The 22,934-nt window shown below is 72.1% G+C and carries 16 protein-coding genes; 4 read left to right on the top strand and 12 right to left on the bottom strand.

The window, feature by feature from the left end; all coding sequences use genetic code 11:
* Window positions 1-14 precede the first annotated feature (14 nt).
* From AB0E94_RS09085 to AB0E94_RS09070, 4 genes are all read right to left on the bottom strand, one after another.
* The gene (locus tag AB0E94_RS09085) at window positions 15-1,091 is read right to left on the bottom strand and encodes an amidohydrolase family protein (protein WP_360324224.1); all 1,077 of its coding nucleotides are present in this window, start codon (window positions 1,089-1,091) and stop codon (window positions 15-17) included.
* 18 nt (window positions 1,092-1,109) lie between these two features.
* Window positions 1,110-1,694, bottom strand: a complete 585-nt coding sequence (locus AB0E94_RS09080) for a Uma2 family endonuclease (RefSeq protein ID WP_360324222.1) — start codon at window positions 1,692-1,694, stop codon at window positions 1,110-1,112.
* Between the two features lie 86 nt (window positions 1,695-1,780).
* Window positions 1,781-3,337 carry a signal recognition particle protein gene (gene ffh / locus AB0E94_RS09075; protein WP_360324220.1) on the bottom strand — a complete coding sequence of 519 codons (1,557 nt, stop codon included), beginning with the start codon at window positions 3,335-3,337 and terminating at the stop codon, window positions 1,781-1,783.
* Between the two features lie 64 nt (window positions 3,338-3,401).
* Window positions 3,402-3,620: a hypothetical protein gene (locus AB0E94_RS09070; RefSeq protein ID WP_093619993.1), complete on the bottom strand. Its 219-nt coding sequence runs from the start codon at window positions 3,618-3,620 to the stop codon at window positions 3,402-3,404.
* Window positions 3,621-3,870: 250 nt separating this feature from the next.
* Between AB0E94_RS09070 and AB0E94_RS09065 the strand changes: the two genes are divergently transcribed.
* Window positions 3,871-5,628: a stealth family protein gene (locus tag AB0E94_RS09065; RefSeq protein WP_360324218.1), complete on the top strand. Its 1,758-nt coding sequence runs from the start codon at window positions 3,871-3,873 to the stop codon at window positions 5,626-5,628.
* A 23-nt stretch (window positions 5,629-5,651) separates the two neighbouring features.
* Window positions 5,652-6,914 (top strand): nucleotide sugar dehydrogenase, encoded by a 1,263-nt coding sequence (locus tag AB0E94_RS09060; protein WP_360324216.1) that lies wholly within the window; start codon window positions 5,652-5,654, stop codon window positions 6,912-6,914.
* Between the two features lie 1,130 nt (window positions 6,915-8,044).
* Here the strand turns inward: AB0E94_RS09060 and AB0E94_RS09055 are convergent.
* Genes AB0E94_RS09055 through AB0E94_RS09035 form a run of 5 tightly spaced genes read right to left on the bottom strand, consistent with a single transcriptional unit; the run spans window position 8,045 to window position 13,705 of the window.
* A complete protein-coding gene (locus AB0E94_RS09055) occupies window positions 8,045-8,428 on the bottom strand; it encodes a GtrA family protein (RefSeq protein WP_360324214.1) in 384 nt (127 codons plus the stop codon).
* A complete protein-coding gene (locus tag AB0E94_RS09050) occupies window positions 8,415-9,371 on the bottom strand; it encodes a glycosyltransferase family 2 protein (RefSeq protein ID WP_360324212.1) in 957 nt (318 codons plus the stop codon). The genes AB0E94_RS09055 and AB0E94_RS09050 overlap by 14 nt, the downstream gene beginning before the upstream one ends.
* Window positions 9,368-10,939: a hypothetical protein gene (locus AB0E94_RS09045; RefSeq protein ID WP_360324211.1), complete on the bottom strand. Its 1,572-nt coding sequence runs from the start codon at window positions 10,937-10,939 to the stop codon at window positions 9,368-9,370. Before AB0E94_RS09045 ends, AB0E94_RS09050 begins: the two co-directional genes overlap by 4 nt.
* A complete protein-coding gene (locus tag AB0E94_RS09040) occupies window positions 10,936-11,556 on the bottom strand; it encodes a hypothetical protein (protein WP_360324209.1) in 621 nt (206 codons plus the stop codon). Before AB0E94_RS09040 ends, AB0E94_RS09045 begins: the two co-directional genes overlap by 4 nt.
* A 10-nt stretch (window positions 11,557-11,566) precedes the next feature.
* Window positions 11,567-13,705, bottom strand: coding sequence for a glycosyltransferase (locus AB0E94_RS09035; RefSeq protein WP_360324208.1), 2,139 nt, complete (start codon window positions 13,703-13,705; stop codon window positions 11,567-11,569).
* 103 nt (window positions 13,706-13,808) lie between these two features.
* Between AB0E94_RS09035 and AB0E94_RS09030 the strand changes: the two genes are divergently transcribed.
* Window positions 13,809-16,268 carry a glycosyltransferase family A protein gene (locus tag AB0E94_RS09030; protein ID WP_360324207.1) on the top strand — a complete coding sequence of 820 codons (2,460 nt, stop codon included), beginning with the start codon at window positions 13,809-13,811 and terminating at the stop codon, window positions 16,266-16,268.
* Between the two features lie 529 nt (window positions 16,269-16,797).
* A complete protein-coding gene (locus AB0E94_RS09025; protein WP_360324205.1) occupies window positions 16,798-17,262 on the top strand; it encodes a CAP domain-containing protein in 465 nt (154 codons plus the stop codon).
* Window positions 17,263-17,476: 214 nt separating this feature from the next.
* Here the strand turns inward: AB0E94_RS09025 and AB0E94_RS09020 are convergent, their stop codons facing one another.
* From AB0E94_RS09020 to AB0E94_RS09010, 3 genes are read right to left on the bottom strand one after another with little or no spacing between them, the layout of a single operon-like run.
* Window positions 17,477-19,453 carry an acyltransferase family protein gene (locus AB0E94_RS09020; protein WP_360324203.1) on the bottom strand — a complete coding sequence of 659 codons (1,977 nt, stop codon included), beginning with the start codon at window positions 19,451-19,453 and terminating at the stop codon, window positions 17,477-17,479.
* Window positions 19,453-20,487, bottom strand: coding sequence for a class I SAM-dependent methyltransferase (locus tag AB0E94_RS09015; protein WP_360324201.1), 1,035 nt, complete (start codon window positions 20,485-20,487; stop codon window positions 19,453-19,455). The genes AB0E94_RS09020 and AB0E94_RS09015 overlap by 1 nt, the downstream gene beginning before the upstream one ends.
* A 56-nt stretch (window positions 20,488-20,543) precedes the next feature.
* The gene (locus AB0E94_RS09010) at window positions 20,544-22,928 is read right to left on the bottom strand and encodes a glycosyltransferase (RefSeq protein ID WP_360324199.1); all 2,385 of its coding nucleotides are present in this window, start codon (window positions 22,926-22,928) and stop codon (window positions 20,544-20,546) included.
* Window positions 22,929-22,934 lie beyond the last annotated feature (6 nt).

Genomic DNA, 22,934 nt, shown 5'->3' with positions numbered 1-22,934 from the left:
TTGAGGACGGCTGATCATTTGATGACGGCGCCCCGCAGCACGATGCGGCTGGGCGCCCGCACCACCCGCAGGTCGGCACGTGGGTCGGCCTCGTAGACCACCAGGTCGGCGAGGCCGCCCTCGACCAGGCCGGGGAAACCCAGCCAGTCGCGGGCCCGCCACGACGCGGCGGCCAGCACGTCGGCCGCCGGGATGCCCGCCTCGTGCAGGTAGAGCATCTCCTCGGCGGCCAGGCCGTGCCGGATGCCGCCGCCCGCGTCGGTGCCGATGTAGATCGGGACACCCGCCTCGTGGGCGGCGAGCACCACCGACGGGAACCGATCGCGCAGCGCGACCATGTGATCGGCGTAACCGTCGAACTTGCCGCGCGCGGAGTCGGCGATCTTCCCGAACGTCCGAATGTTGATCATCGTGGGCACCAGCGCCGTCCCGCGGCGGGCCATCTCGTCGATCAGATCGAGGGTGAGCCCGGTGCCGTGCTCCACCGAGTCGACGCCGGCCCTCACCATGATCTCCACGCCCTCCTCGGAGAACGTGTGCACCGCGGCCCGGGCGCCCGACGCGTGGGCGGCCTCGACTGCGGCGGCCATGGTCGCGGCGTCCCAGCTCGGGGCCAGGTCACCGACGCTGCGGTCGATCCAGTCGCCGACCAGCTTCACCCAGCCGGTGCCGGCTTTCGCCTGCGCGGTGACCGCCGCGGCGACCTCATCGGCGGCCACTTCGACACCGATGTCCCGCAGATAGCGGCGAGGGGCGGCGACGTGACGCCCGGCGCGGGCCAGGCGGGGCACACCCGGTTCGTCATCCAATTCGGGGTACGGAAAAGGCGAACCCGCATCACGCAGCGCCAGAACACCCGCGTCACGGTCGATGACGGCCAGCTCACGGGCCTGGTCGAGACTCTCGATCGGCTTCGCCCCGAAGGCGATGCCGAGGTGGCAGTGCGCGTCGACGAGCCCCGGAACGACGAACCCGCCGTCACTGATCGTCTCGGCCCCGGCCACCGGCTCGTAGGTGACCCTGTCCCCCACCAGCCACAGATCCCGAACCTCATCGTCCGGCAGAACCGTCCCGCGCACATGAAACGCCATGCCGTAAGTCCTACCGGATCAAGCCTCATCCCGTGCAGCGAGGTATTTGTCACGCAGCGCGGTCAGCGCCGGCAGATCGATCGTGATGGGATATGGCACCTCGGTGGTGAAAATCTTGTCAGTGCTGGTGACACGCTCATATGGGCCGTCTTCGGAACGCTGGAGGATGCTCATCACTACATCGCCGTCAAACGTCGGATCGACAATCCAGTAGTTCTCAACGCCAGCGGCGGCGTAGATCTCGGTCTTCGCATGCATGTCCCGGAAATGCGACGTCGGCGAGATGATCTCGATGACGAGCATCGCGCCGTCGACAGGCACAGGTGATCGCATCGCATATCGCATGTGCGTCACGACCACATCGGGACGCGGCTCATTGCGACGATCAATCTCGAGCGACAGATCGGGCACAGGTTCATAGCCGGGTGGACAGTTGGGCCGCAGCATGAGGACCAGCTCAACGCCAAGGATCTGATGGAAATAGGTGGGGGACGGCAAGATCAGCCTTCCGTCGATCAACTCATATTTGAGATCCGACGGAAGGCTGGCCAGGTCATCGACGGTCCAGTCCTGCTTGTCAGGCAACTGAAGGGCAGCGGTCACGAGCTCCTCCTCGCTAGGATCGCCACCCACGCTACTAGCCTCCTGACAGTTAGCGCAATACAACTTGAACAGTGACTAGTCCAAGATCAGCGGTTGTCGTCCTTCGGCTTGCTCAGCTTGTTGAAGTCGAGCTTCGGCAACTTGAATCCCGGCGGCACACCCTGGCCCCCACCGAGTGCCCCCGGGTCGAGCCCCGGCGGCAGCTGCGGCATGCCACCCGGGAACCCGGCCGGCATCCCACCGGGACGCCCGCCGACCCGCGGCCGGCCGCCACCCTTGCCCGGCTTGCGCTTGTTCTTCGAGCTCTTGGTCGCGCTGCGCCGCGAGCCCGGCAGACCCATCATGCCGGTCATCTGCTTCATCATCTTCTGCGCGTCGGTGAAGCGGTTGAGCAGCTGGTTGACGTCCATGACAGTGACGCCGGAGCCGTTGGCGATACGCAGCCGCCGCGAGCCGTTGATGATCTTCGGGTTGGTGCGCTCACCCGGGGTCATCGAGCGGATGATCGCGGTGACCCGGTCGAAGTGGCTGTCGTCGAGCTCGTCGAGCTGCCCCTTGAGCTGGCCCATGCCGGGCATCATGCCGATGATGTTGGCGATCGGGCCCATCCGCCGGACCGCGATCAGCTGGTCCAGGAAGTCCTCCAGCGTGAACTGCTCGCCACCGAGCAGCTTGCTGGCCATCTTCTCCTTCTGGTCCTCGTCGAAGGCCTGCTCGGCCTGCTCGATGAGGGTCAGGAGGTCGCCCATGTCGAGGATCCGGCCGGCCATCCGGTCGGGGTGGAAGACGTCGAAGTCCTCCAGTTTCTCGCCCGTCGACGCGAAGAGGATGGGCTGGCCGGTGACGTGCCGGACGGAGAGCGCGGCGCCACCGCGGGCGTCACCGTCGAGCTTGGAGAGCACCACACCGGTGATGCCCACCCCGTCGCGGAACGCCTCGGCGGTGCGCACCGCGTCCTGGCCGACCATGGCGTCGATGACGAAGATGACCTCGTCCGGGTCGACCGCGGCCCGGATGTCGGCGGCCTGCTGCATCATCTCCGCGTCGATGCCGAGACGGCCGGCGGTGTCGACGATGACGATGTCCTTCGCCGTCCGCTTCGCGTGCTCGATCGAGTCGCGCGCGACCTGGACCGGGTCACCGACGCCGTTGCCCGGCTGTGGGGCGTAGACGTCCACCCCGGCCCGCTGGGCGAGCACCTGGAGCTGGTTGACGGCGTTGGGGCGCTGGAGGTCACAGGCGACCAGCAGCGGCTGGTGCCCCTGGTTCTTCAGCCAGCGGGACAGCTTGCCGGCCAGCGTCGTCTTACCGGAGCCCTGGAGACCGGCCAGCATGATCACGGTCGGCGGCTGCTTGGCGAACTGCAGCCGCCGGCCCTCGCCACCGAGGATCTGGATGAGCTCCTCGTTGACGATCTTGATGATCTGCTGGGCCGGGTTGAGCGCCTGCGAGACCTCGGCGCCCCGGGCCCGCTCACGCAGGCTGGCGATGAACGCCTTGACCACGGGCAGCGCGACATCCGCCTCCAGCAGCGCGAGACGGATCTCGCGTGCGGTGGCGTCGATGTCGGCATCAGTGAGCTTGCCCTTGCCGCGGAGCTTGCCGAAGATCCCGGAGAGGCGGTCACTCAAAGTGTCAAACACGGTGCGACTTCCCGTTGGTCTGAATGGTCACGTCGACCGCAAGCCTAGCCGTATCGCCGGTCCCTCACCGGTTCCGCATGCGGTAGGTCCGCGCGGCCGCCTCGATACGCCGCTGAGTGCGGGTGCCGGGGGCGAGCGAGCGCTTCGCCGCCGCGTAGAGGACGGCGCCGCCGCCGATCACCAGAGCGCCGAGGAACAGATACCAGAGCAGCGGCCCGAGCAGCCAGCTGGCCACCCAGCCCACCGCGACGAGCCCCACCACGAACGCGATCGCCTTACCCATCGCCGGCCTCCCGCCGTCGTCTGACATCACCTCTTCCACCATGCCTTTCCGGCGCAACGGCCCGCATCGGCCGAGACCCCCATCCGTTCCCCCTAGGGGTGATGTCGGCACGATGCGCCGCGCCTGTCGCACCAAAGCCGTATAACGCACTTAAAGGGAATATAGACCGCAACTTCGCTCTGATCCTGAACGTTGAACCCTCGCGAACCACTCGCACACCTCGACGGATGAGCGGCGAAAGGACGACGGCGTGGCCCTGCGACAGGTCCTGCGGCTGGCCCCCTGGCCGGTCCGCCGGCGGATCTTCGAGACGGTCGAGGCACGAGTCCTGCCCCGGGTCGCACCGGAACGGCGGCTGCGGGTGGCCCGCACCTTCATGCCGCTGGCGACCGCCCGGGTCCGTGGCGCCGGTGGGGCCACGCTGCGCGTACGCACGAAGGCCGGGGTCCTGACCGCCCGCGCCGACCCGGCCGCCGCCCCCGCCGAGGTCCGCCGGAGCAACCTGGACCGGGTCGGCAAGGCGCTCGACGAAGCCGGCGTCGACTGGTTCCGGGTGCCGGTCCGGGCAGCCGGCCGTACCGCAGTGGCGGTCCGCGCCGCCGACCGGGCGGAGGCCCTCGCCGCGCTCCGCCGGCACGTCGCCGACGACCGTGGATCACTGCGGGTGACCCGGCCCGGCCGCCGGCGGAAGTCCCCCCAGGTGGTGTCGGTGTGCTGGCCGGTCACCGACCCGGGCGGCAGCCTGCTGCTCGGGCACGACGTGGCCTGCGAGGTCGAGTTCTGGACCGCACGGGACGGCCGGCTGGTGTCGCCGCGGCGCAACCCGGTGGCCGACTCGATCCCGGCCGGCGAACCGGTCACGGTCGCCCCGGAAGCGGTGTTCGGGTCGTTCAGCGCGCCCGGTGACACGACCGGCTACCGCACCCGCCGGATCTTCACCTCGGTCGACCCGGACCGGGTCGACTTCCCGATCGACGTGGTCTACACCTGGGTCGACGGCGACGACCCGGAGTGGCAGCGGCGCAAGACCCGGGCGCTGGCCGACAACCCGTGGGTGGGCGAGGTCAGCACGCAGGCCGCCAACGACTCACGGTTCGCCAGCCGGGACGAGCTGCGCTACTCCCTGCGCGCCCTGCACTGCTTCGCGCCCTGGGTGCGCCGGGTCTTCCTGGTCACCGACGACCAGGCGCCGGCCTGGCTGGACCGGTCCCACCCGCGGCTCACCGTGGTGTCGCACCGGGAGATCTTCGGCGATACCGGGCGGCTGCCGACGTTCAACTCGCAGGCCATCGAGTCGCGGCTGCACCGGATCCCGGGCCTCGCCGAGCACTTCCTCTACCTCAACGACGACGTGATCCTGGGCCGGCCGGTCACCCCCGAGATGTTCTTCACCCCGGGCGGGCTGACCAAGTTCTTCGCCTCGGCGGCCCGGGTCGACACGGCGCCCCGCGGGCCCGCCGACCGGCCCGCCGACTCGGCCGCCAAGAACAACAGGCGGCTCATCCAGGAGACGTTCGGCCGGATGCTGACCCGCAAGATGATGCACACCCCGCACCCGTCGCGGCGCAGCGTCATCGCCGAGATCGAGGCGCGGTTCGGCGAGCAGGTGACGGCCACCGCCGGGCACCAGTTCCGGCACCCCGACGACATCTCGCTGCTGTCGTCGCTCCAGCAGTACTACGCGTACCTCACCGGGAAGGCCGCGCCGGGCCGGATCCGCTACCTCTACACCGATCTGTCCGAGCCGGTGACGCCGTTCCGGCTGGCGCGGCTGCTGCGCAACCGGGACGTCGACGCGTTCTGCCTCAACGACGTGGACGTGCACAGCGCCGCCGTCGCCGATCAGGAGGCCCTGGTCGCCGAGTTCCTGCCGGCCTATCTGCCGTTCACGTCCCCGTTCGAACTACAGCACCGGAACGTCCGCACCATCGCGGCGCCCCGGCAGCCGAGCCCCGGCCGGGACGACCGGCCGGTCCCCCCGGGTGTGGCGCTTCCGCCCGTCGCCTGACCGTTTGTGAGAAGGAGACTCCCTTGAGCTACGACGTCGTCATCCTCGGCCTCGGGTATGTCGGGCTGCCACTGGCGCAGCAGGCGATCCGGGCCGGCATGTCGGTCCTCGGCTTCGACATCGACCAGACCGTGGTGCGGGCGCTCGCCGACGGCCGCTCGCACGTGGACGACCTGAGCGACACCGATGTGGAGAAGATGCTGGCCGGCGGTTTCCTGCCGACCTCCGACGAGAGCCTGATCGGGCAGGCCCGGACCGCGGTCATCTGCGTGCCCACGCCGCTCTCCGAGGGCGACGGGCCGGACCTGCGGGCCGTCCTCGGCGCCACCTCCGCGATCGGCCGCAACCTGCGGCCCGGCATGCTGGTCGTACTGGAGTCGACGACCTACCCGGGCACCACCGACGAGGAGGTCCGGCCCCGGCTCGAACAGCTCTCCGGGCTCACCGCCGGCATCGACTTCCACCTGGCGTTCTCACCCGAGCGGATCGACCCGGGCAACGCGGTGTACGGCGCGCACAACACCCCGAAGGTGGTCGGCGGCTACACCCCGGCGTGCACCGACCGGGCCGAGGCGTTCTACGGCCGGTTCGTCGAGACGGTGGTGCGGACCCGCTCGACCCGGGAGGCGGAGACCGCGAAACTGCTCGAGAACACCTACCGTCACGTCAACATCGCGCTGGTCAACGAGATGGCCCGGTTCTGCCACGAGCTCGACATCGACCTGTGGGACGTGATCCACGCGGCGTCCACGAAGCCGTTCGGTTTCCAGGCGTTCTACCCCGGCCCGGGCGTCGGCGGGCACTGCATCCCGATCGACCCGAACTACCTGTCGCACAACGTCCGCAGCAAGCTCGGCTACCCGTTCCGGTTCGTCGAGCTGGCCCAGGAGATCAACACGACGATGCCGGCCTACGTGGCTCGCCGCGCCCAGAACCTGCTCAACGCCGACGGCCACGCGGTCCGTGGCGCGACCGTCCTGCTGCTCGGCATCACCTACAAGGCCAACATCGCCGACCAGCGCGAGTCCCCGGCCGCCCCGCTGGCCCGCCAGCTGGCCGCCCTCGGCGCCACCGTCGCCTACCACGACCCGCACGTCACCACCTGGGAACTCGACGGCGTCCCGGTCTCCCGCACCGACGATCTGGAGGGCGCGGCCGCCTCCGCCGACCTGGTGATCCTGGTCCAGAACCACCGCGAATACGACCCGGACCAGCTGGCCCGGATCGCGAAGCGCTTCTTCGACACCCGGGGCGTCACCACGACCCGCGAGGCCCACCGCCTCTGACCCGGATTCCGTCACGGCCAGGGCGTCCCTCACCGCCCAGCCACCCCCTTTTCCGGTACGGCCACTCAGGAACCGTGGCTACCACGCAAGCACTCCCCAGTTCCCGACCGAACCGCGCCCGCCGGGCTGAATGCGACGGTCACCACCCCACTCCTCCCACACCCACCTCCGCCCCACCCCGCCCCCGTCACAGCCCCACCCCGCCTCGTCGCAGCCCCACCCCGCTCGTCACAGCTCCGCGCCGCCTCGTCGCAGCCCCACCCCACCTCGTCGCAACTCCGCCCCGCCCCGCGCGGATCTTGCACGAATGTGCACCTCGGCGCCGGTCACGCAGGCGAATAAGACACCGACCCGAGGCCAGGAATGTCGCATACGCGAAGAATTCGCTCTCGGCCAGCCTCGCCGATCTTGCACGGTTATCCCCGCTGGCGGCGATCTTGCACGTTTATTCACGTCTGGGCATGGTTTGTCATGCAAGGTCTACTGCGCGTGGGAGACCTTGCAGCTTTCTTCTCGCCGGGACCCGGAAAGACCTGCAAGATCGGCGCGAGCATGAAAACTCGTGCAAGATCCGCGGCCGACGAGGCGTTGCAGGCAAAGGCCTTGCCGACGAAGGCGTTGCCGACGAGGAGATGTCTCATCCGCTTGAGGGCTGCCCTTCTCAAGCTGAGGTGGCTGCGCAGAAGACTCCCCGGCATGGGGAAGCGTGCAAGATCGCCAGCACAGTCTGGTTCGTGCGCGGAAATACACGCCCCGACCGGGAGAACCGTGCAAGATCGCGGAGAATCAAGGGAACCAGGAGAGCCGGAGAGCCGGAGAGCCGGAGAGCCGGGAGCCGGGAGCCGGGAGCCGGGAGCCGGGAGCCGGGAGCCGGGAGCCGGGAGCCGGGAGCCGGGAGCCGGGAGCCGGGAGCCGGGAGCCGGGAGAATTGTGCAAGATCTACGCGCGGTGGCGGGTCTCTCGGGGAACGGGGGCGCCGGGAGGCTTCACGCGCCGATCTCCTGGACTTGGCAGGTCAGGAGAGCGTCCCGCTGTACCACCGCATTCAGCCCGGCGGGCGCGCTGGAGGCCGGGAGTGGGCAGCCACCTCGCGGGGACAGCCACGGTTGCTCTTCGTGGCCGTACCAAATTCAAATGAACGTCCACCGTGAGTTGAGCAGGTAGTTCAGCCCCGGGATGAGCATGATCGCAACCGCCTGGACCAGCGGATACGAGGCGCCGGCCAGCGACGTCCCCACCCAGAGGATCGCCGTGTTGAGGCCGAAGGCCGCAGCCGTGACGGTGAGGAACCGCGGCCCGGTGACGGTGTGTGCGGCGCCGGAGCGGAAGACCCACGCCCGCTGCAACAGGTAGGAGACGGCGATGCTGGCGGCGAAGCCGGCGGTCGAGGCCGGCACCGGCGGAAGCCCGAGCAGCACCGAGGCGGCCAGACCGACGGTGAAATGGGTGAGTGCGCTGAGGACGCCACTCACCCCGTAACGGGCGATCCGCACGGCGGTGTCAGCGTTCGGCACGCTGTTCGACCACCCAGCGTTCCGGGACGGTGGATTCGGCGCGTTCCTGGAGCAGGTAGCGGGGACGGCCGCGGACCTCCTCGTGGATGCGTGCCAGGTATTCGCCGATGACGCCCAGGCCGATGAGGACGAACGTCCCGGTCACCAGCAGCAACAGGATGACCGTGGTGAAGCCGGCCACCGAGCCGCCGCTCATCCAACGGACCAGCGTCTGGATGCCGAGGACGACGGCGAACGCGGCGAACCCGAAGCCGGCGAGCGTCACCATGTGCAACGGCGCCGAGGTGAACGACGTCAGGCCGTTGACCGCGAGGCGGCACAGGCCGCGCACGGTCCAGCGGGACGCGCCGCCCTCCCGATGGTCGATGTCGATCTCGACGGTGGCCCGGGTGAAGCCGATCCAGCTGCTGGTGCCGCGGAAGAACGACGAGTGTTCGGGCATCCGCCGCAGCGCGTCGACGGCGGGGCGGCCGAGCAGCCGGAAGTCGGTGGCGTCGACCAGGTCGACGCCGGTGAACCTGGTGAACGTGCGGTTGAACAGCCGGGAGCCGAGCCGGTTGCCGAGCCGCTGGCCGGTCCGGTTGCGTTTGACCGCCTCGACCACCTGGGCGCCCTCCTGCCAGCGCCGGACCATCGCCGGGATGGCCGACGGTGGATGCTGGAGGTCCGAGTCGATGATCACGACGGCGTCGCCGGCGGCGTGGTCCAGGCCGGCCAGCAGGGCGGCCTCCTTGCCGAAGTTGCGGGACAGCCGCAGGCCGCGGACCCGTGGGTCGACCAGGGCCTGCCTGGCGATCCGGCTCCACGAGTCGTCGGCCGAGCCGTCGTCGACGAGGATCAGCTCGTAGTCGAGGGAGGCGGCTTCGAGGACCTCACCGAGCCGTTCCACGAACCTGTCGACGCCCGGTCCCTCGTTGTAGATCGGCGCGATCACCGAGATCATCCGATCACCGCCCGGTCGCAGAACGGCACGCCGGCCAGGGTGCGGGCGGCCAGGTCCAGCGAGTCGGTGTAGCGCTCCTGGAGGAACGGTTTGTGCCGGTTGGTGAGAAGTGCCTCGTCGAGCAGCGCGCAGCGGCGGACGTTGCCGGCTTTCGACCGTTCGAAGCCGCCCATCGCGGCGGCGATCCGGTTGTCCAGCTGGGCGGTCTTCAGGGTGGCGGTGGCGCCGGCGTAGGCCCGGTTGGCGGTCGCCGAGACCGTGCCGCACAGCACCAGCGCCACCAGCGCACCGACAGCGGCCCGGCGTCCGGCGAGCAGCAGCAGCGACACGGCGAGCAGCATCCCGCCGGGAACGGTCAGCGCCGAGTCGCGCCAGCCCTGCTCCCACAGTTGCGCGCCGCTCATCGCGGCGCGGACGGCCACGCTGAGCGTGGCCAGCAGGGCGCCGCAGGCGATGATCACGACGGCGAGGGCGGCGAGGCCGGTCAGAGCCCGGCGGTCCGGGCGTGCGGCTTCTTTCAAGATCACGTGGGTACGGACCGCGAGCGCCGCCAGCAGCACGACCGCCACGACCGGAACCACACCACGCCACCAGTCCCCGGATGCGGCGTCGGTCGCGGCCCGCCACTGCAACGGCGGCAGCCAGGCGGTCATCCGGACCGGCAGCAGCAGGATCGTGCGGGCGTCGACGATCAGGTCCGACCCCTGGTAGCAGCCGCCGTCGGCGCAGAACCCGCGGATGATCCACCGGACCGTGGCGAAGACCGGCAGGAACCCGGCCCAGAGCAGCCCGGCGAACCGCGCCCCGGGTGAGCCGATCAGCTGCCGGGGGCTCATCCCGAGCACGAACCGGCCCCGGAGCAGCACCGCGGCGGTGGCCAGCGGGACGGCGAAGTAGGCGGGCTCGTTGAAGATCGCCAGAGCGGCCCCGGCGGTCACCGCGAGCACCCCGTTCCACCAGCGGAGCCGGTCGAGCCGGCAGGCCGCGGCGGCGATCAGCAGGACCACGGCGGCGGTGCTGAAGTAGAGGCCGCCGAAGAGGATGACGGTGCTGTCCTGGCCGGCCGCGACGAAGCCGGCGCCCACCGCGTACGGCAGCAGCAACGACACCACCGACGGGGTGCCGCCGAGCAGCCGGCCGCGGTTCAGCACGCTCTCGGCGAGGACCACGACGGCCAGGGTGAGCGCGATCGCGGCGAGGATCGAGACGGCCCGCAGCATCACCGTGGCCGGCAGGCCGAGCTGCTGCATGCCGGTGAAGGCGGCCAGGTCGAGGCTCTTCTCCAGCATCCGCCCGAGCGGCCGGAAGTTGCCGAGCCGCAGGTAGGCGTCGCCGCTGGCGATGGTGTGCGAGACGATCGCGGCCGGGTCGTCGCGGAACAGCCCGCCGTGCCAGTAGACGTTGAACCGGTGGTCGCGGGACGGCGCGACGGCGAGCAGCGGGGTCAGCACGATCGCCGGGACGAGCACACAGCGCCGGGCGACGTGGCCCCACAGCCGCGGGTTCTCCGGCCGCTCCGGCGTCTCGGGTGACCGAGCCGCCGGGATCGTCACCGTTTGAGCGGTCATGACTGCTGCAACGACGTGCGGCCCGGCGGGGTTGTGTCCAGCATCTCCGGCAGTGTCGGCGGCCGGTCCGGGTCGACGAACACCACACCTGTCGCGTCGTGCTCGGCGAACAGCCGGGACAGCCGTTCGGAGAGCAGCACGTCCCACGGGTGGTCCGGGCGGTGCCGCTCCCAGGTGGCCCGGTCCGGCAGGTACTCCAGGATCAGCCCGGACCGGCGCAGCAGCGAGAACTCCGGGTCGTCGGTGAGGATCACGGCCCGGTGGTCCGGTTCGACCAGCACCCGGCGGCGGACCGTCTGGGTGAACTCGCGGAGCCGGTCCAGGTCCAGGCCGATCGCCACGTACAGACGGGCCTGGAGCGGGCGCTTGACCGTCTTGCGGCGCTGCGTCGCCGGGACCCGGCGCATCCGGCGCATCAGCCGCAGCGGGTCCCGGGCCAGGGTCACCAGGCCACGGCCCAGCCGGTACGACCCACTGCCGCGCAACCGCCGGGCCGTCTCCCGCTCCTCGTCGCGTTCCCCGGTCAGCCCGTCGCAGCGGGTCCGCCAGGCATCCCGCTCCTGCTCGATCGTGCGCAGCCGTACGACCAGGGACTGCATGTCGCCTTCGTCGGACATCACGTCCTCCTCACGTGAGCGCGGTCAGCCAGTCCGCCGCGTCGGCGGCGCCGTTGCCGGGGGCCACCTCGGCGCAGCGGCGGCGCAGCGCGTCGCGGACGTCGGCCCGCACCGCCCGGGCCAGGACCCGGTCCAGGTCGTCACCGTCCGGGTCCTCGACGATCAGCGCCGCGCCGGCGGCCGCGGCGAACCTGGCCCGGCTGATCTGGTCGTCCAGGGCGGTCTCCCGGTTCGGCACGAACACCGAGGGGATCCCGAAGGCGATCAGCTCATGGAACGAGTTGTAACCCGACGCGCTCACCACCAGGTCGAATCCGCGCAGGTATCGACTGATCGGGTAGACCCGGACCACGTGCGCGCCGGCCACCGGCGGCATCGGATCGGTGGCGATCGCCGACTCGGCCAGCACCACCTGGAACCCGGCCCCTCGCAGGTGGCGGGCGATCCGGGCGGCCGGTGACGAGATGTCGTTGATGTTGCCGGCGCCCAGTTGCAGCAGGGCGGCCGGACGGCCCGGCACGAGGTCCAGGGCGGCGCGGGCCTCCTCGGCCGTGACCAGTTCGGCAGCGTCCAGATAGGTGATCGGCCGGACCGGGAACACCCCGTCCCGGTCACCGACGGTCGGGCCCTCGTCAGCGGCCGCGGCGAACTCGCCGGGCTCCAGGACGTGCTGGAACGCCGATCGGCGCTCGATCCACTCGGCGCCGGTGTCGCGCCGCCACATCGGCCGGCGTACCCACACCCAGGTGACCCCGGGCCGCGACCGGGTGGCCGCGACGATGCCGTCGTGCGGGACGCTGTCCACCGCCACCACGGCCGGGCGGTGCAGGTCGATCAGGTGCTCCAGGCGGCTGCGCAGCAGCTCGGTCCAGGAGCTCCGGGGCAGGCCGAGCACGCTGCGGGACGGGATGTACTCGGTGAGGAAACCCTCCCGGTGGGCGACCATCGCGCCGTGCGACTGGGTGGCCAGCACGGTGCGGGTGCCCTCAGGCAGCCGGCGGCCGATCGCCATCAGCCGGGACAGATGCCCCAGACCGACGCCGTTGTCGCTGACCAGCAGCACACCCTTCGGCGGTACCGGCCGGGGCGCCGGCAGGGCCGGGGGCGGCGGGGCGTCCGGGCGGATCCCGCGGGCGGCCAGCCGGGCCAGGTGAGACGGGTAGCCGTACCTGGTCTCGATGAACTCCCGGCCGTGCAGGGACACCGCCCGATATCTGTCGCGGTCCGCGTGCAGCTCGCGGACCAACGGCAACACGCCGGCCGGAGTGGTGTAGAGCGCCGCGTCGGCGAAGATCGGCCGGAAGTGCTCGCCGACGATCACCGGCACCCCGGCCGCCATCGCCTCCATGATCGTGCGGCCGAACGCCTCGATCAGATCCGGATCGTGGAAGTAGACGAAAAAGTCCAGCCCGTGCAGGAAGTCGGCCGGCTCGACCGTGCCGAACTCGATGACCTCCCAGTTCGGTGGCGTCCGGCCGAGCCGTTCGACGGCCAGCTCACCGCCGCCGAGCACCCGCACCCGCACGTCCGGGGCGTCCGGGTACGCCTGGAGCAGCTCCTCCCGGGTCCGTGGCCACTTCACCGGGTCGGGCCGGCCGTGCCGCCCGATCACCGGCGGACCGCTGCGGGCCGGGCGCTCCCGCCACCACTCGGAACCGTCGATGATCTCGTGCCAGTCGATCGCGGTCAGGGTCGCGCCCGGCTCGGCGCGGAGCACCTCGGCGCGTACCTGCGGGCTGATCGGCGCCCACTCGATGCCGGCCCCGAACAAGTTCTCCACCCGCTGCCGGACCGCCGCGAAGTCGTAGTAGCGGGCCGGATCGCCGGCGTCGCCGGGCGCCTGGTTCAGGACCATCACGGCCCGCCCGGCCCGCACCGCCGGCCGGGCCGCCGGGTCCTCGGTGAAGATCCGCGGCTGCCGGACCACCAGCAGCTTCGCGGCGACCTGCTCGCCCTCGGCGGCCAGGTACGCCGAACCGTCCCGGATCAGAGCGGTGATCAGCGGATGGAACGGGCGGTCCCGCTTCAGATGCGGCGAGCGCACGTGCACGAGCACCGTGGTCAGGCCGGCCCGGGCCTGGGCACGGACCTCCGCGGCGATGCTGGCCGACGTGCCGCCCGGATAGCGGAAGTCCGAGAGGATCGCCACGTCGTGAACGGTCGCCGTCATGGTCAGGTCAACGAACCGTGCACACCCGGCGTCACGCACCCCGGCCCCGGCGCGTTGATCCTCGCGACAGTCGAGGGGGGCCATGCGCAGGCAGCACACCACACCGGACGCGTACGGGACGGACCTGCTGGAACACCATTGGCGGAACCTGACCGCGGTCGCGCCGTCCGGTCCCGCCACGGCCGCCCTGCACACCCGGTCGGCCGGGGCCCGTACCCTGCTGGCCTGGGCCGCGGCCCGCCGTCCGGCCGACGAGCTGATCGCCGGCGCCCGGGAGGGCCGGCTGTTCCCGGACGCCGACGCGTGGGCGCTCGGTGAGCTCGCCCGCGTCGTCACCCTGCAGAACCTGCACCCCGGCGACCGGGCCGACGGGCTGGCCCTGTTCGACTCGCTGCTGCGCACCTTCGGCCCGGCCGGGGTCGCGCCCGTGCACCAGGGGCTGCACGCGCAGATCGCGTTCGCCGCGGGTGACCCGGTCCGGGTCGCAAAACTGCTCGCCGACTACCCGTCGGTGCCGGAGCCGATCCGCGCCGCCCTGGCCGTGGACATGGCCACCAAGGACGAGTGGCCGGCCCGGTTCGCCGAACTCTTCCCCGCCCCCGGCCTGACCCTGGTGCCCGCCGACGTGACCGGGTTCGACCGGATCCGGTCCGCCCCGGCGCCCCGGCACGGCTCGCCGCACCGGATCACCACGATCGTCACCACCTACCAGCCCGGACCGGGGCTCGTCACCGCGGTCCGCTCGCTCGTCGCGCAGAGCTGGACCAACCACGAGATCCTGGTCGTCGACGACGGCTCCGGCCCCGGCTACGAATCCGCCCTGGAACAGGCGGCCGCACTCGATCCCCGGGTACGGGTCGTCCGGATCCCGGCCAACGGCGGCACCTACCGGGCCCGCAACGCCGGCCTCGACATCGCCAGCGGCGACCTCGTCACGTTCCAGGACTCCGACGACTGGTCGCACCCGCTCCGGCTGGAACGGCAGGCCGCCCCGCTGATCGCCGACCCCGCGATCGTCGCCACCACGTCGGTGGCCGTCCGGGTCACCGAGGACCTGGTGGTCACCCGGCCCGGGTTCAGCGAGTTCCGGTCGTACAACCTGTCGTCGCTGATGATCCGCCGGGAGACCGCCCTCGACCGGCTCGGCTACCTCGACCCGGTCCGCAAGGGCGCCGACGCCGAATATGTGGAACGGGCCCGGGCGGTCTTCGGGCGGCCCGCGGTCCGGCACCTCGGCGGCGAGCCACTCGCCCTGATCCGGCTCACCGCCGGGTCACTGTCCGGCTCGGACATCGGGCCCGGCTGGATGCATCCGGCGCGGCACGCGTACCTCTCGGCGTTCCAGGCCTGGCACACCCGGGTCGCGGCCGGCAACGATCCGGCGGTACGCCCACGCACGCCCCGGGACCGGCCGTTCGCCGCGCCGCGCGGCCTGGCCGGTGACGCCGGACTGCGCCGCGCCTCGTACGACGTGATCCTCGCCGGCGACTGGAACAGCCACGGCGACATCGCCTGGCCGGTCGCCGAACGCCTCCGCGCCCTCACCGGAGCCGGCCGTGCCGTCGCCGTCCTGCACCTGAACACGCTCGCCAGCGTCGCCGGCAAACCGGCCCGGCTCGACCCCGCCCTCCAGCAGATGATCAACACGGGGGTGATCGACCAGGTGGTCCTCACCGACGACGTGCACGCCCGCCTGGTCCTCGTGCACGATCCGGAACTGCTCGGCTTCGCCCCCGGCGTCACCTCGGGCATCCGCGCCGCCCGGGTCGTCGTCGCCGCCGACCCGGCCTGGATCCCCGCCGCCGCACACTGCGCCGCCGAGTCCCGTCGCCTGTTCGGCGTCGAACCGCGCTGGGCGCCCGCCGACGCCGTCGCCCGCGACGATCTCGCCGGCGGCCCGCTCGGCGGCCGGCTCACCACAGCCGACCTGCCCGGAACCGTCAACCCACGGCGCTGGCGCCTGCATCGCGCCGGGCCACGCGCGGACCGTCCGGTGATCGGCCGCATCTGCGCCGGCGGCCCGGCCGAATGGCAGCGCCTGCGGGCGGCCACTTCAACGGCTCTGGACGTACGCGTCCTGGACCGCAACGAGCCCGCGGCGGCCGTTCCGCACGGCTGGCTCGTCTACCGCCCGTCCGACCTGGACACCCGCGGTTTCCTGCACCAGCTCGACTTCTACCTGCACCTGCCGGTCGGCGAACGGCTCCCGGCCACCTGCCCCGAGGTCCTGATCGCGATGGCGGCCGGCTGCATCCCGGTCCTCCCACCCCGGCACGCGGCGGTGTTCGGCACGGCAGCCGTCTACGCCGAACCGGACGAGGTCACGGCAGTCGTCACCGAACTGCACAGCGACCCGGCGGCGCTGCACGCCCAGAGTTCACGCGGCCTGGCCTTCGTCCACGAGAACCACGCGCACACCCGATACGCCGCCGCGGTCGACGACTTCCTGACCCCACCGGCGCCGACCGGCGAGGCCATCACCGGCGAGATCATCGCCGCGTCCGGCCACGTGCTCCCCCCACTACCCGCCGCCGGCTACTGACCGCCCCGCCCGGCCAGCCGTCGCTCAGCCCTCCCAAACCACCCGCAATACCGTCCTGAGTGACGGCCGAGACCGTCAGCCGTCGCTGACACGCCTCAAACGTGCCGCGAGACCTGGCTGAGCGACGGCTGACGGTCCGGATCTCCGCAAGGCTGCGGCAATCCGGCACGCGACAGGCGTACGGGCAAGGTCCCGCCCACCAGCCGTCGCCCACCACGGACATCCGGCGCGCCTTCCCGCGCTGCGCGACGGCCGAGCCCACCAGCCGTCGCTGGCCGCGGAAAAGCCGCACGCAATCCCGCGGTCAGCGACGGCCGAGCCCGCCGGCCGTCGCGCAGCGCGGGAATGCGGTGCGGATTCCCGCGGCCAGCGACGGCTGGCGGTCTGTGGCGGCGGGACCGGCAGCAACCCGATGGCGACGGGAGGGCACCCGTTCCGCATTCGAGTGGGCTGCGGGCGGGCCGAAGAGAACGGTGAGCCCGGCGGTGCAGCCGGGCGCCGTACTCCGGAAGGGTCTCTCTTGCGCTCGATGTTCCGCCGCCTCGCCCTGGCCGCCATCGCTCCCGCCGCCGCCGTGATGTTCTTCGCGTCGCCGGCCCAGGCAGCGACGCCGGTGACGACGATGCAGGCCGACATCGCCAAGCTGACGAACGCGCAGCGCACGTCGCACGGCTGCGGCGCCGTCACGGTCGACTCGAAGATCACCAAGGCGGCCCGCGCCCACAGTGTCTGGATGGCGAAGACCGGCACGTTCAGCCACTCCGGGTCGGGCGGGTCGAACTTCTCGGCGCGGCTCAAGGCGGCCGGCTACAAGAAGCCGGGCGGCGAGAACATCGCGTGGGGCTACCGGTCGGCGAACGAGGTGGTCCAGGCCTGGATGAAGAGCCCGGGACACCGCGCCAACATCCTGAACTGCAAGTTCAAGACGGTCGGAGTGGGCGCCGCCTACTCGGCGAACGGGACCACCTACTTCACGCAGGACTTCGGCTTCTGAACGTAGACGACTCCGGTCCCCTCGGAAATTGAGGGGAGACCGGCAGGCACGGGCCGGAACCCCCTCCCGGCCCTGCGCGGTGCCCCCGCACCGCGCAATGCGCGCCCCCGCCGTCACCCCACGGCGGGGGCGCGCTCTTTTCCCCGATCCGGTTGCTTTGCGACACGACCTGTCCCGCCGAACTCAACAAGATCGGCAAGGGAAGGGGGAAGCGCTACGTGAGGTGGGGTTCGAGCAGGGGGGCCAGCAGGCGGGCGTACGCCTCCGTCAGGTGGTTGCTGTCCCGGTAGATGAGGGTGTCGCCGACGATCAGGGGGCACCGGGTCGTGCACAGCCAGGGGACCGGGTCGATCACCGGCACACCGGAGGCCACCGAGATGGCTCGCTGCTGGGAGCGCCATCGGGGTTCGGGCAGGACGTCGGCCCGGGGGACGGCGCAGCGGGAGACGGCTGTCGGGTTGGTGCTCAGGCAGTCGGCCGGGGCGACCGTGAGGAACGGCGTGTCGGCGATCATCCGGACCTGCCCGGCGAAACGCTTCAGGGTGCTCAGGGTGCGGACCCAGCCGGTCTGCCAGACGGCGTCCGGATCGGCCGGCCGCCCGTTGAGCACCTGCCGGTAGTTGACGCTTGACGACACCACCAGCAGCGCCGGGCGCAGTCTGCTGATCCGGCCCACCACCTGGGTACGCCAAGCGTCGCATTCGAGGTAACGAGCCTGTGCCCGGCGTTCGTCGAGGGCGATCTGGGCGGGACTGCACGAGCTGCGGGTGAAGCTGTAGAGCCGCCACCCGTTCTTGCGGGCCAGCGTCTCCATGGTGGGGAACCACTGGAGGGCGTGCGAGTCACCGAAGAGGACCACGGTCCGCCGGCCGGTGGTGTAGGAGCAGTCGGTCTTCGGACGGAACGGCCCGGTGAGCCCGACGTGGCAGCCGTCGAGCTGGGGTGCGAGCCGCTGCCGGGCCGCGCCGTCGAAGGTCGGCCGGAGGTTGCGGGGCAGGTCGGTGGCGGTGACTCCGGCGGTGAGCAGCCGGGTGAGGGCGACAGCCGGGTCGGGGGCGGTGGTGATGGCCTTCCCGGCGTCCGGCGCGACGCCGCGCGCGGGGATCTCCGGCGGGTGGAGGATGCCGAAACCGGCCAGAGCGGCGGCGGTGACGGAGAGGCCGAGGCCGAGGAGCAGACCTCGCCCGGGACGTACGGTCCACACGCGATGATGCCGCACCGGATTCTCCAGCAGGTGATGGCTGACGACGGCGAGCCCCAGCGCGGCAATGGCGACCGTGATCCGGGCGGCCGGGCCGGCCGGGGCGAGGAGCAGGAGCGGCCAGTGCCAGAGGTACCAGCCGTACGACATGCGGCCCAGCCAGCGCATCGGCCCGGCATGCAGGAGCCGGTTGCCACCGGCCGCGATGACCGCGACGGCACCGAGGACCGGCAGCAGGGCCGCGGTACCGGGGAACCGGGTCGTCTCGTCGAAGAGGGCCGCCGCCGTGCCGATCGCGGCCAGCCCGGCCCAGCCGAGCCAGGGCCGGCGCCTGGTCACGACCAGGGCGAGCAGCGCTCCGGCGCCGAGTTCCCAGGCCCGGCCGGCGGTGCCGAAGTAGGAGGTGGTGTGCAGGCTCCAGGCGAACGACCCGAGCGTGACCGCCACCATCAGCACCGGCCCGAACCGGCCGCGGGCCACCAGCAGTGGCCACAGCAGATAGAACTGCTCCTCCACGGCGAGCGACCAGAAATGCTGGAACGGCGACGGCGACGGGTCACCGAAGTAGTCGGTCCCGGCGGTGTCCAGGCGCACGTTCATCGTGTAGGTGGCCGCGGCCACGGCGTCCCCGGCCCAGGTGGCGAACCGCACGGGTGGCGCCAGGTACCAGGCGCCGGCCAGGGTCGCCAGGATCACCAGGGTGGCGAGCGGCAGCAGCCGGACCGCCCGCCGCGCGTAGAACCGGGCCAGCCGGATCCGCCCGGTCTTCGCGTGCTCGCGGCGGAGCAGCCCGGTGATCAGGAAGCCGGAGATCACGAAGAAGACGTCGACCCCGATGAACCCGCCGGCCAGTCCCGGCACCCCGGCGTGGGCCAGAACGACGAGCAGCACCGCGACGGCCCGCAGCCCCTCGATGTCGGCCCGGTGGGCGGGCGGCGCCGTGCCTCTGCGAAGCCGAGGCGGAGCGACCGCCAGCGGGGTGGCGGTCATCAGACGCGGGCGGCAGCCATCGCCGGCGGCCTGGTGAACGCCAGCACCGCGTGCCGGCCGAGCAGTTCGCCCTCCCGGGTCAGCCCGGTGAACCGTTCGGTCCAGGCGGTCATGGCGGCCTGCTCGTCGGCGCGCCCGGCGTCGTCGAACACGATGGTGGCGCGATCCGCGAGCCGCTTCTCGATCATGTGCATGGCCGGGTAGCGGGCGTCCGCCCCGGTGGCCGCGGGCGGTCCGTCGATCAGGACGAAGTCGATGTCGTGCAGGTCGGCGAGCGCTTCCGGGTCGTACCACGGGTAGTCGCGCCCGTCGATGGCGGCCGGCGTGAGCGGCGCGTCCCGTACCACCGCGATGCCGGAAAGGCCGTGGGCCGCGAGCGCGGCGCGGGTCCGCGCCGCGTAACCACCGTCATGGTCGAGGGAGACCAGGCGGCCGCCGGCCTTCTCCAGGGCGTAGGCGATCCACACCGACGACGTGCCGCTGCCGAGTTCCAGGACCAGACGGGGCTGGCGGGTACGGATCAGGTGCAGCAGTTCGAGCAGGTCGGTCGGGTTGAGCGCGAAGTCGCCCGAGGACGGCATCGGGGCCCGCGGCGTGAAGCCCTGGAACAACTGCACGGTGGCCTCGAACTCGCGAGGCAGGCCGAGCACCTGGGCGGAGCCGGCTTTGCGGTCGGTGACCAGCTTGACCCGGGCGATGGCCTCGGCCAGTTCGAGGTGCCGGTCACCGGCGGTGAGGCGTTCCCGCTCGACCGCGGCGACCAGGCGGCGCTGCATCTCCTCGACGGTGGTCCGCAGGTCGCGCTGGGCGGCGAGGCCGGCTTTCTGCACCCGGGCGAGCCGCCGGAACAGCAGCATCAGCCCGGCCAGGATGATGGCGCCGAGCAGGGCCAGCAGGGCGGTGGCGATCCCGGTCCGGCCGGTGAGCGCGGTGGCCGCGGCGCCGGCGCAGACGACTCCGGCGGCCGCCGTCACCACGACCTGCGGGCCGGTGAGACGCGGCAGCCGTCGACGGATGCGGCTCAGTTTGCTCATGCGGAAGCTCCTCGTGATGCAGTTCCGACGGGTCAACGGGACCGGGACCGGCCCCGTTACGGCAGGCGCTGGACAGGGGCGGGCTGGCCCACCGGGGCCGCGGGGAGGAGCGCGGCGATCCGGCTGGTGAACGTCGAGGGGCGATATCCGCGTTCGACCGCGGCCCGGGCCAGTGCGCTCTGTGCCGCGTACCGGGCCGGGTCGTCGCGGAACCGGCGGACCAGCGACGGCGCCTCGTCGGGCGTACACGGCACGGCGGCGTCCCCGAACGCGGCGGCGAGCCGCTCCGGAACGAGGACGACGCAGCCCGTCGCGGCCGCCTCCAGGGCCGGCCGGGAGATCAGCTCGGCCGTCTGCTCCGGGGGGAAGTGCAGGTAGAAGTCGAGCTGCGCGGTGAAGGTCCGCGGGTCCAGGTCGGACGGCTCGTAGACCAGCCAGTGCGCGGGCAGGCCGGGCGGCCGGCGCGGGGTCTCCGGCAGCCGGATGCGCACGTCGGCGTCGGTGCAGCGGCGGGGCACGTCGAGGGCGGCGGCCAGGTCGCCGGGCCACTCGCCGGCGTCGCAGAGGTCCACGCCGACGACGGCCGGGCCGCGGGGCAACGGCCGGGCGACGTCCAGCGGTTCGGCGACGGTGGGCAGATCAGCGTCTGCGGGCAACCAGGTCGGCGGCGCCCCGAACAGGCGCGCCGCCGCATCGGACACCGCCGCCACGGTGTAACGCCGGTCACTGCCGTCCAGGCGGGCCGGGGCCCGGTCCGCGATGATCAGCACCCGCCCGGCACGAAGTGAACAACCGTCCTCGGGAGCGAACTGGAGCACCTCGGGCTGCCGGACCAGCAGCACCCCTGCGGTGACCTGATCGGTCTCCAAAACCTGCTCGAGCTGTCCCGAATTGATCAGCTGCTGGACCCCCGCGCTGAGCGACCGCCGCTGCCGGTGCACCGACCGCAGCGACTCCAGGTGCAGGATCGCCACCGAATGCCCGGCCTCGCGCAGCGCCCGGATCTCGGCGAGCGCCGACCGCTGGGTGCCGGTGAGGAACCGCCAGTCGGCGGCCACCACCACGTCGAACCGGCGCGCCGGAGCGGCGCCGCTGAGGTGGGCGGGCGCCACGAACGGACGATCGGCCGGGCCGCGGTGCAGTGGCCGGGTGGTGGCGTGCCAGCAGCGGTACGCCGACATGTACGCGGTCCGCGCCGGGTGCATCCAGTAGGCACGGATCTCCGACCGGGACAGGGAGCCCTCGGAGAGCCTGATCAGTGCCAGTGGTTTCGCGACCCGGCGTACCGAATCGGAGCCGAAGGCGGTCTGGATCCGCTCCAGGAACTCGGAGTCGGCCGCCTTGCGCACCGGATCGAACCAGCCGATCCGCCCGACCACGGCTTCCCGCCGGAAGAGCAGCGACGACACGTTGACCCGGCCGCGCCGGATGCCGGGCCGGGTCATCACCAGCTGGTCGGTGACGCTGATCCCCTCCGACGTGCTGGCCACCACGGCCGGGTCGGTGAGCAGCGGCCGGACCTGCAGCTCGACGCGACGCGGATGCGACCAGTCGTCGGAGTCCTGGAACGTCACGAAGTCGCCGCGGGCCGCCTCCAGCCCGGCGTTGCGGGCCGCGTAGGTGCCGCCGTTGCCGGGCATCCGGATCAGCCGGACCCGCGGGTCGAGGTCCTCGGCGGCGGCCAGGACCGCGTCGTGCTCCGGCGGCGACGCGTCGTCCACCACGATGATCTCCAGGTCCGGCCAGGACTGGGCGGCGATCGAGCGGACCGCGGTGAGCAGCCCCTCCCCCGGCCGGTACGCGGTGACGACCACCGAGACACGTTCGCCCGCGGTCTGGACGGGATGCCCGGCGGAACCGGTGAGCCTGTCGAACGGCGTCTTCTCCGGGGCGGCGGCCAGCAGTGGCCCCGGCGCCGGGAAGAGCGCCCCGAACCGGGCCAGCCAGGCCTCCACCTCGGCGGATCCACCGGCGTACGGGTTGGCCAGATCGATCTCCAGCGACTCACGGGCCGCCGCCGGAACCCGCCGGTACGCCCCGAGCAGCTGCCGCGCGTTGGCCGGCCCCTGCCACGCGTAGACGAGCTGGACGTGCAGCGCCTGATGGGCCGCCGGCAGGGCGCGGGCGCCGCGGGCGGTACGGATCAGCGCGTACAGGGCGAGCGCGTCGTCCCGGTCGCCCGGCAGCTCGTCCTGGAGGGCGATGGTCTGGGCCAGCCCGGCCAGCAGCGCCGGGTCGACCGGCCGCCGGATCCGGCGGGTGTCGCCCTTACGGGCCGCCTCCAGCACCTCGTCCAGGCCGATCCCGGCGGCTCGGGCCAGCACCCTGCGGGCGGCCACCGAGCGGTTGCGCATCGCCGTGTTGGGCAGCGACACCTCCGCCCCGGCGCCGGCGAGGGCGACGTGATCGTCCAGCAACGCGACCGGCTGCGCCTCAGCCATCTACTC

This window comes from Actinoplanes sp. NPDC026670, assembly GCF_040638175.1.
Lineage (GTDB): Bacteria > Actinomycetota > Actinomycetes > Mycobacteriales > Micromonosporaceae > Actinoplanes.
Note: the sequence above shows the minus strand (reverse complement) of the source record. Positions and strands in the feature narration are given on the sequence as shown.

Bases quoted from the DNA above. Each gene is read 5' to 3' on its own strand.
- AB0E94_RS09085 (WP_360324224.1), bottom strand. From the start codon at position 1,091: ATGGCGTTTCATGTGCGCGGGACGGTTCTGCCGGACGATGAGGTTCGG.
- AB0E94_RS09050 (WP_360324212.1), bottom strand. From the start codon at position 9,371: ATGATCTCGGTGATCGCGCCGATCTACAACGAGGGACCGGGCGTCGAC.
- AB0E94_RS09040 (WP_360324209.1), bottom strand. From the start codon at position 11,556: ATGTCCGACGAAGGCGACATGCAGTCCCTGGTCGTACGGCTGCGCACG.
- AB0E94_RS09025 (WP_360324205.1), top strand. From the start codon at position 16,798: ATGTTCCGCCGCCTCGCCCTGGCCGCCATCGCTCCCGCCGCCGCCGTG.
- AB0E94_RS09070 (WP_093619993.1), bottom strand. From the start codon at position 3,620: ATGGGTAAGGCGATCGCGTTCGTGGTGGGGCTCGTCGCGGTGGGCTGG.
- AB0E94_RS09030 (WP_360324207.1), top strand. From the start codon at position 13,809: ATGCGCAGGCAGCACACCACACCGGACGCGTACGGGACGGACCTGCTG.
- AB0E94_RS09020 (WP_360324203.1), bottom strand. From the start codon at position 19,453: ATGACCGCCACCCCGCTGGCGGTCGCTCCGCCTCGGCTTCGCAGAGGC.
- AB0E94_RS09010 (WP_360324199.1), bottom strand. From the start codon at position 22,928: ATGGCTGAGGCGCAGCCGGTCGCGTTGCTGGACGATCACGTCGCCCTC.
- AB0E94_RS09045 (WP_360324211.1), bottom strand. From the start codon at position 10,939: ATGACCGCTCAAACGGTGACGATCCCGGCGGCTCGGTCACCCGAGACG.
- AB0E94_RS09015 (WP_360324201.1), bottom strand. From the start codon at position 20,487: ATGAGCAAACTGAGCCGCATCCGTCGACGGCTGCCGCGTCTCACCGGC.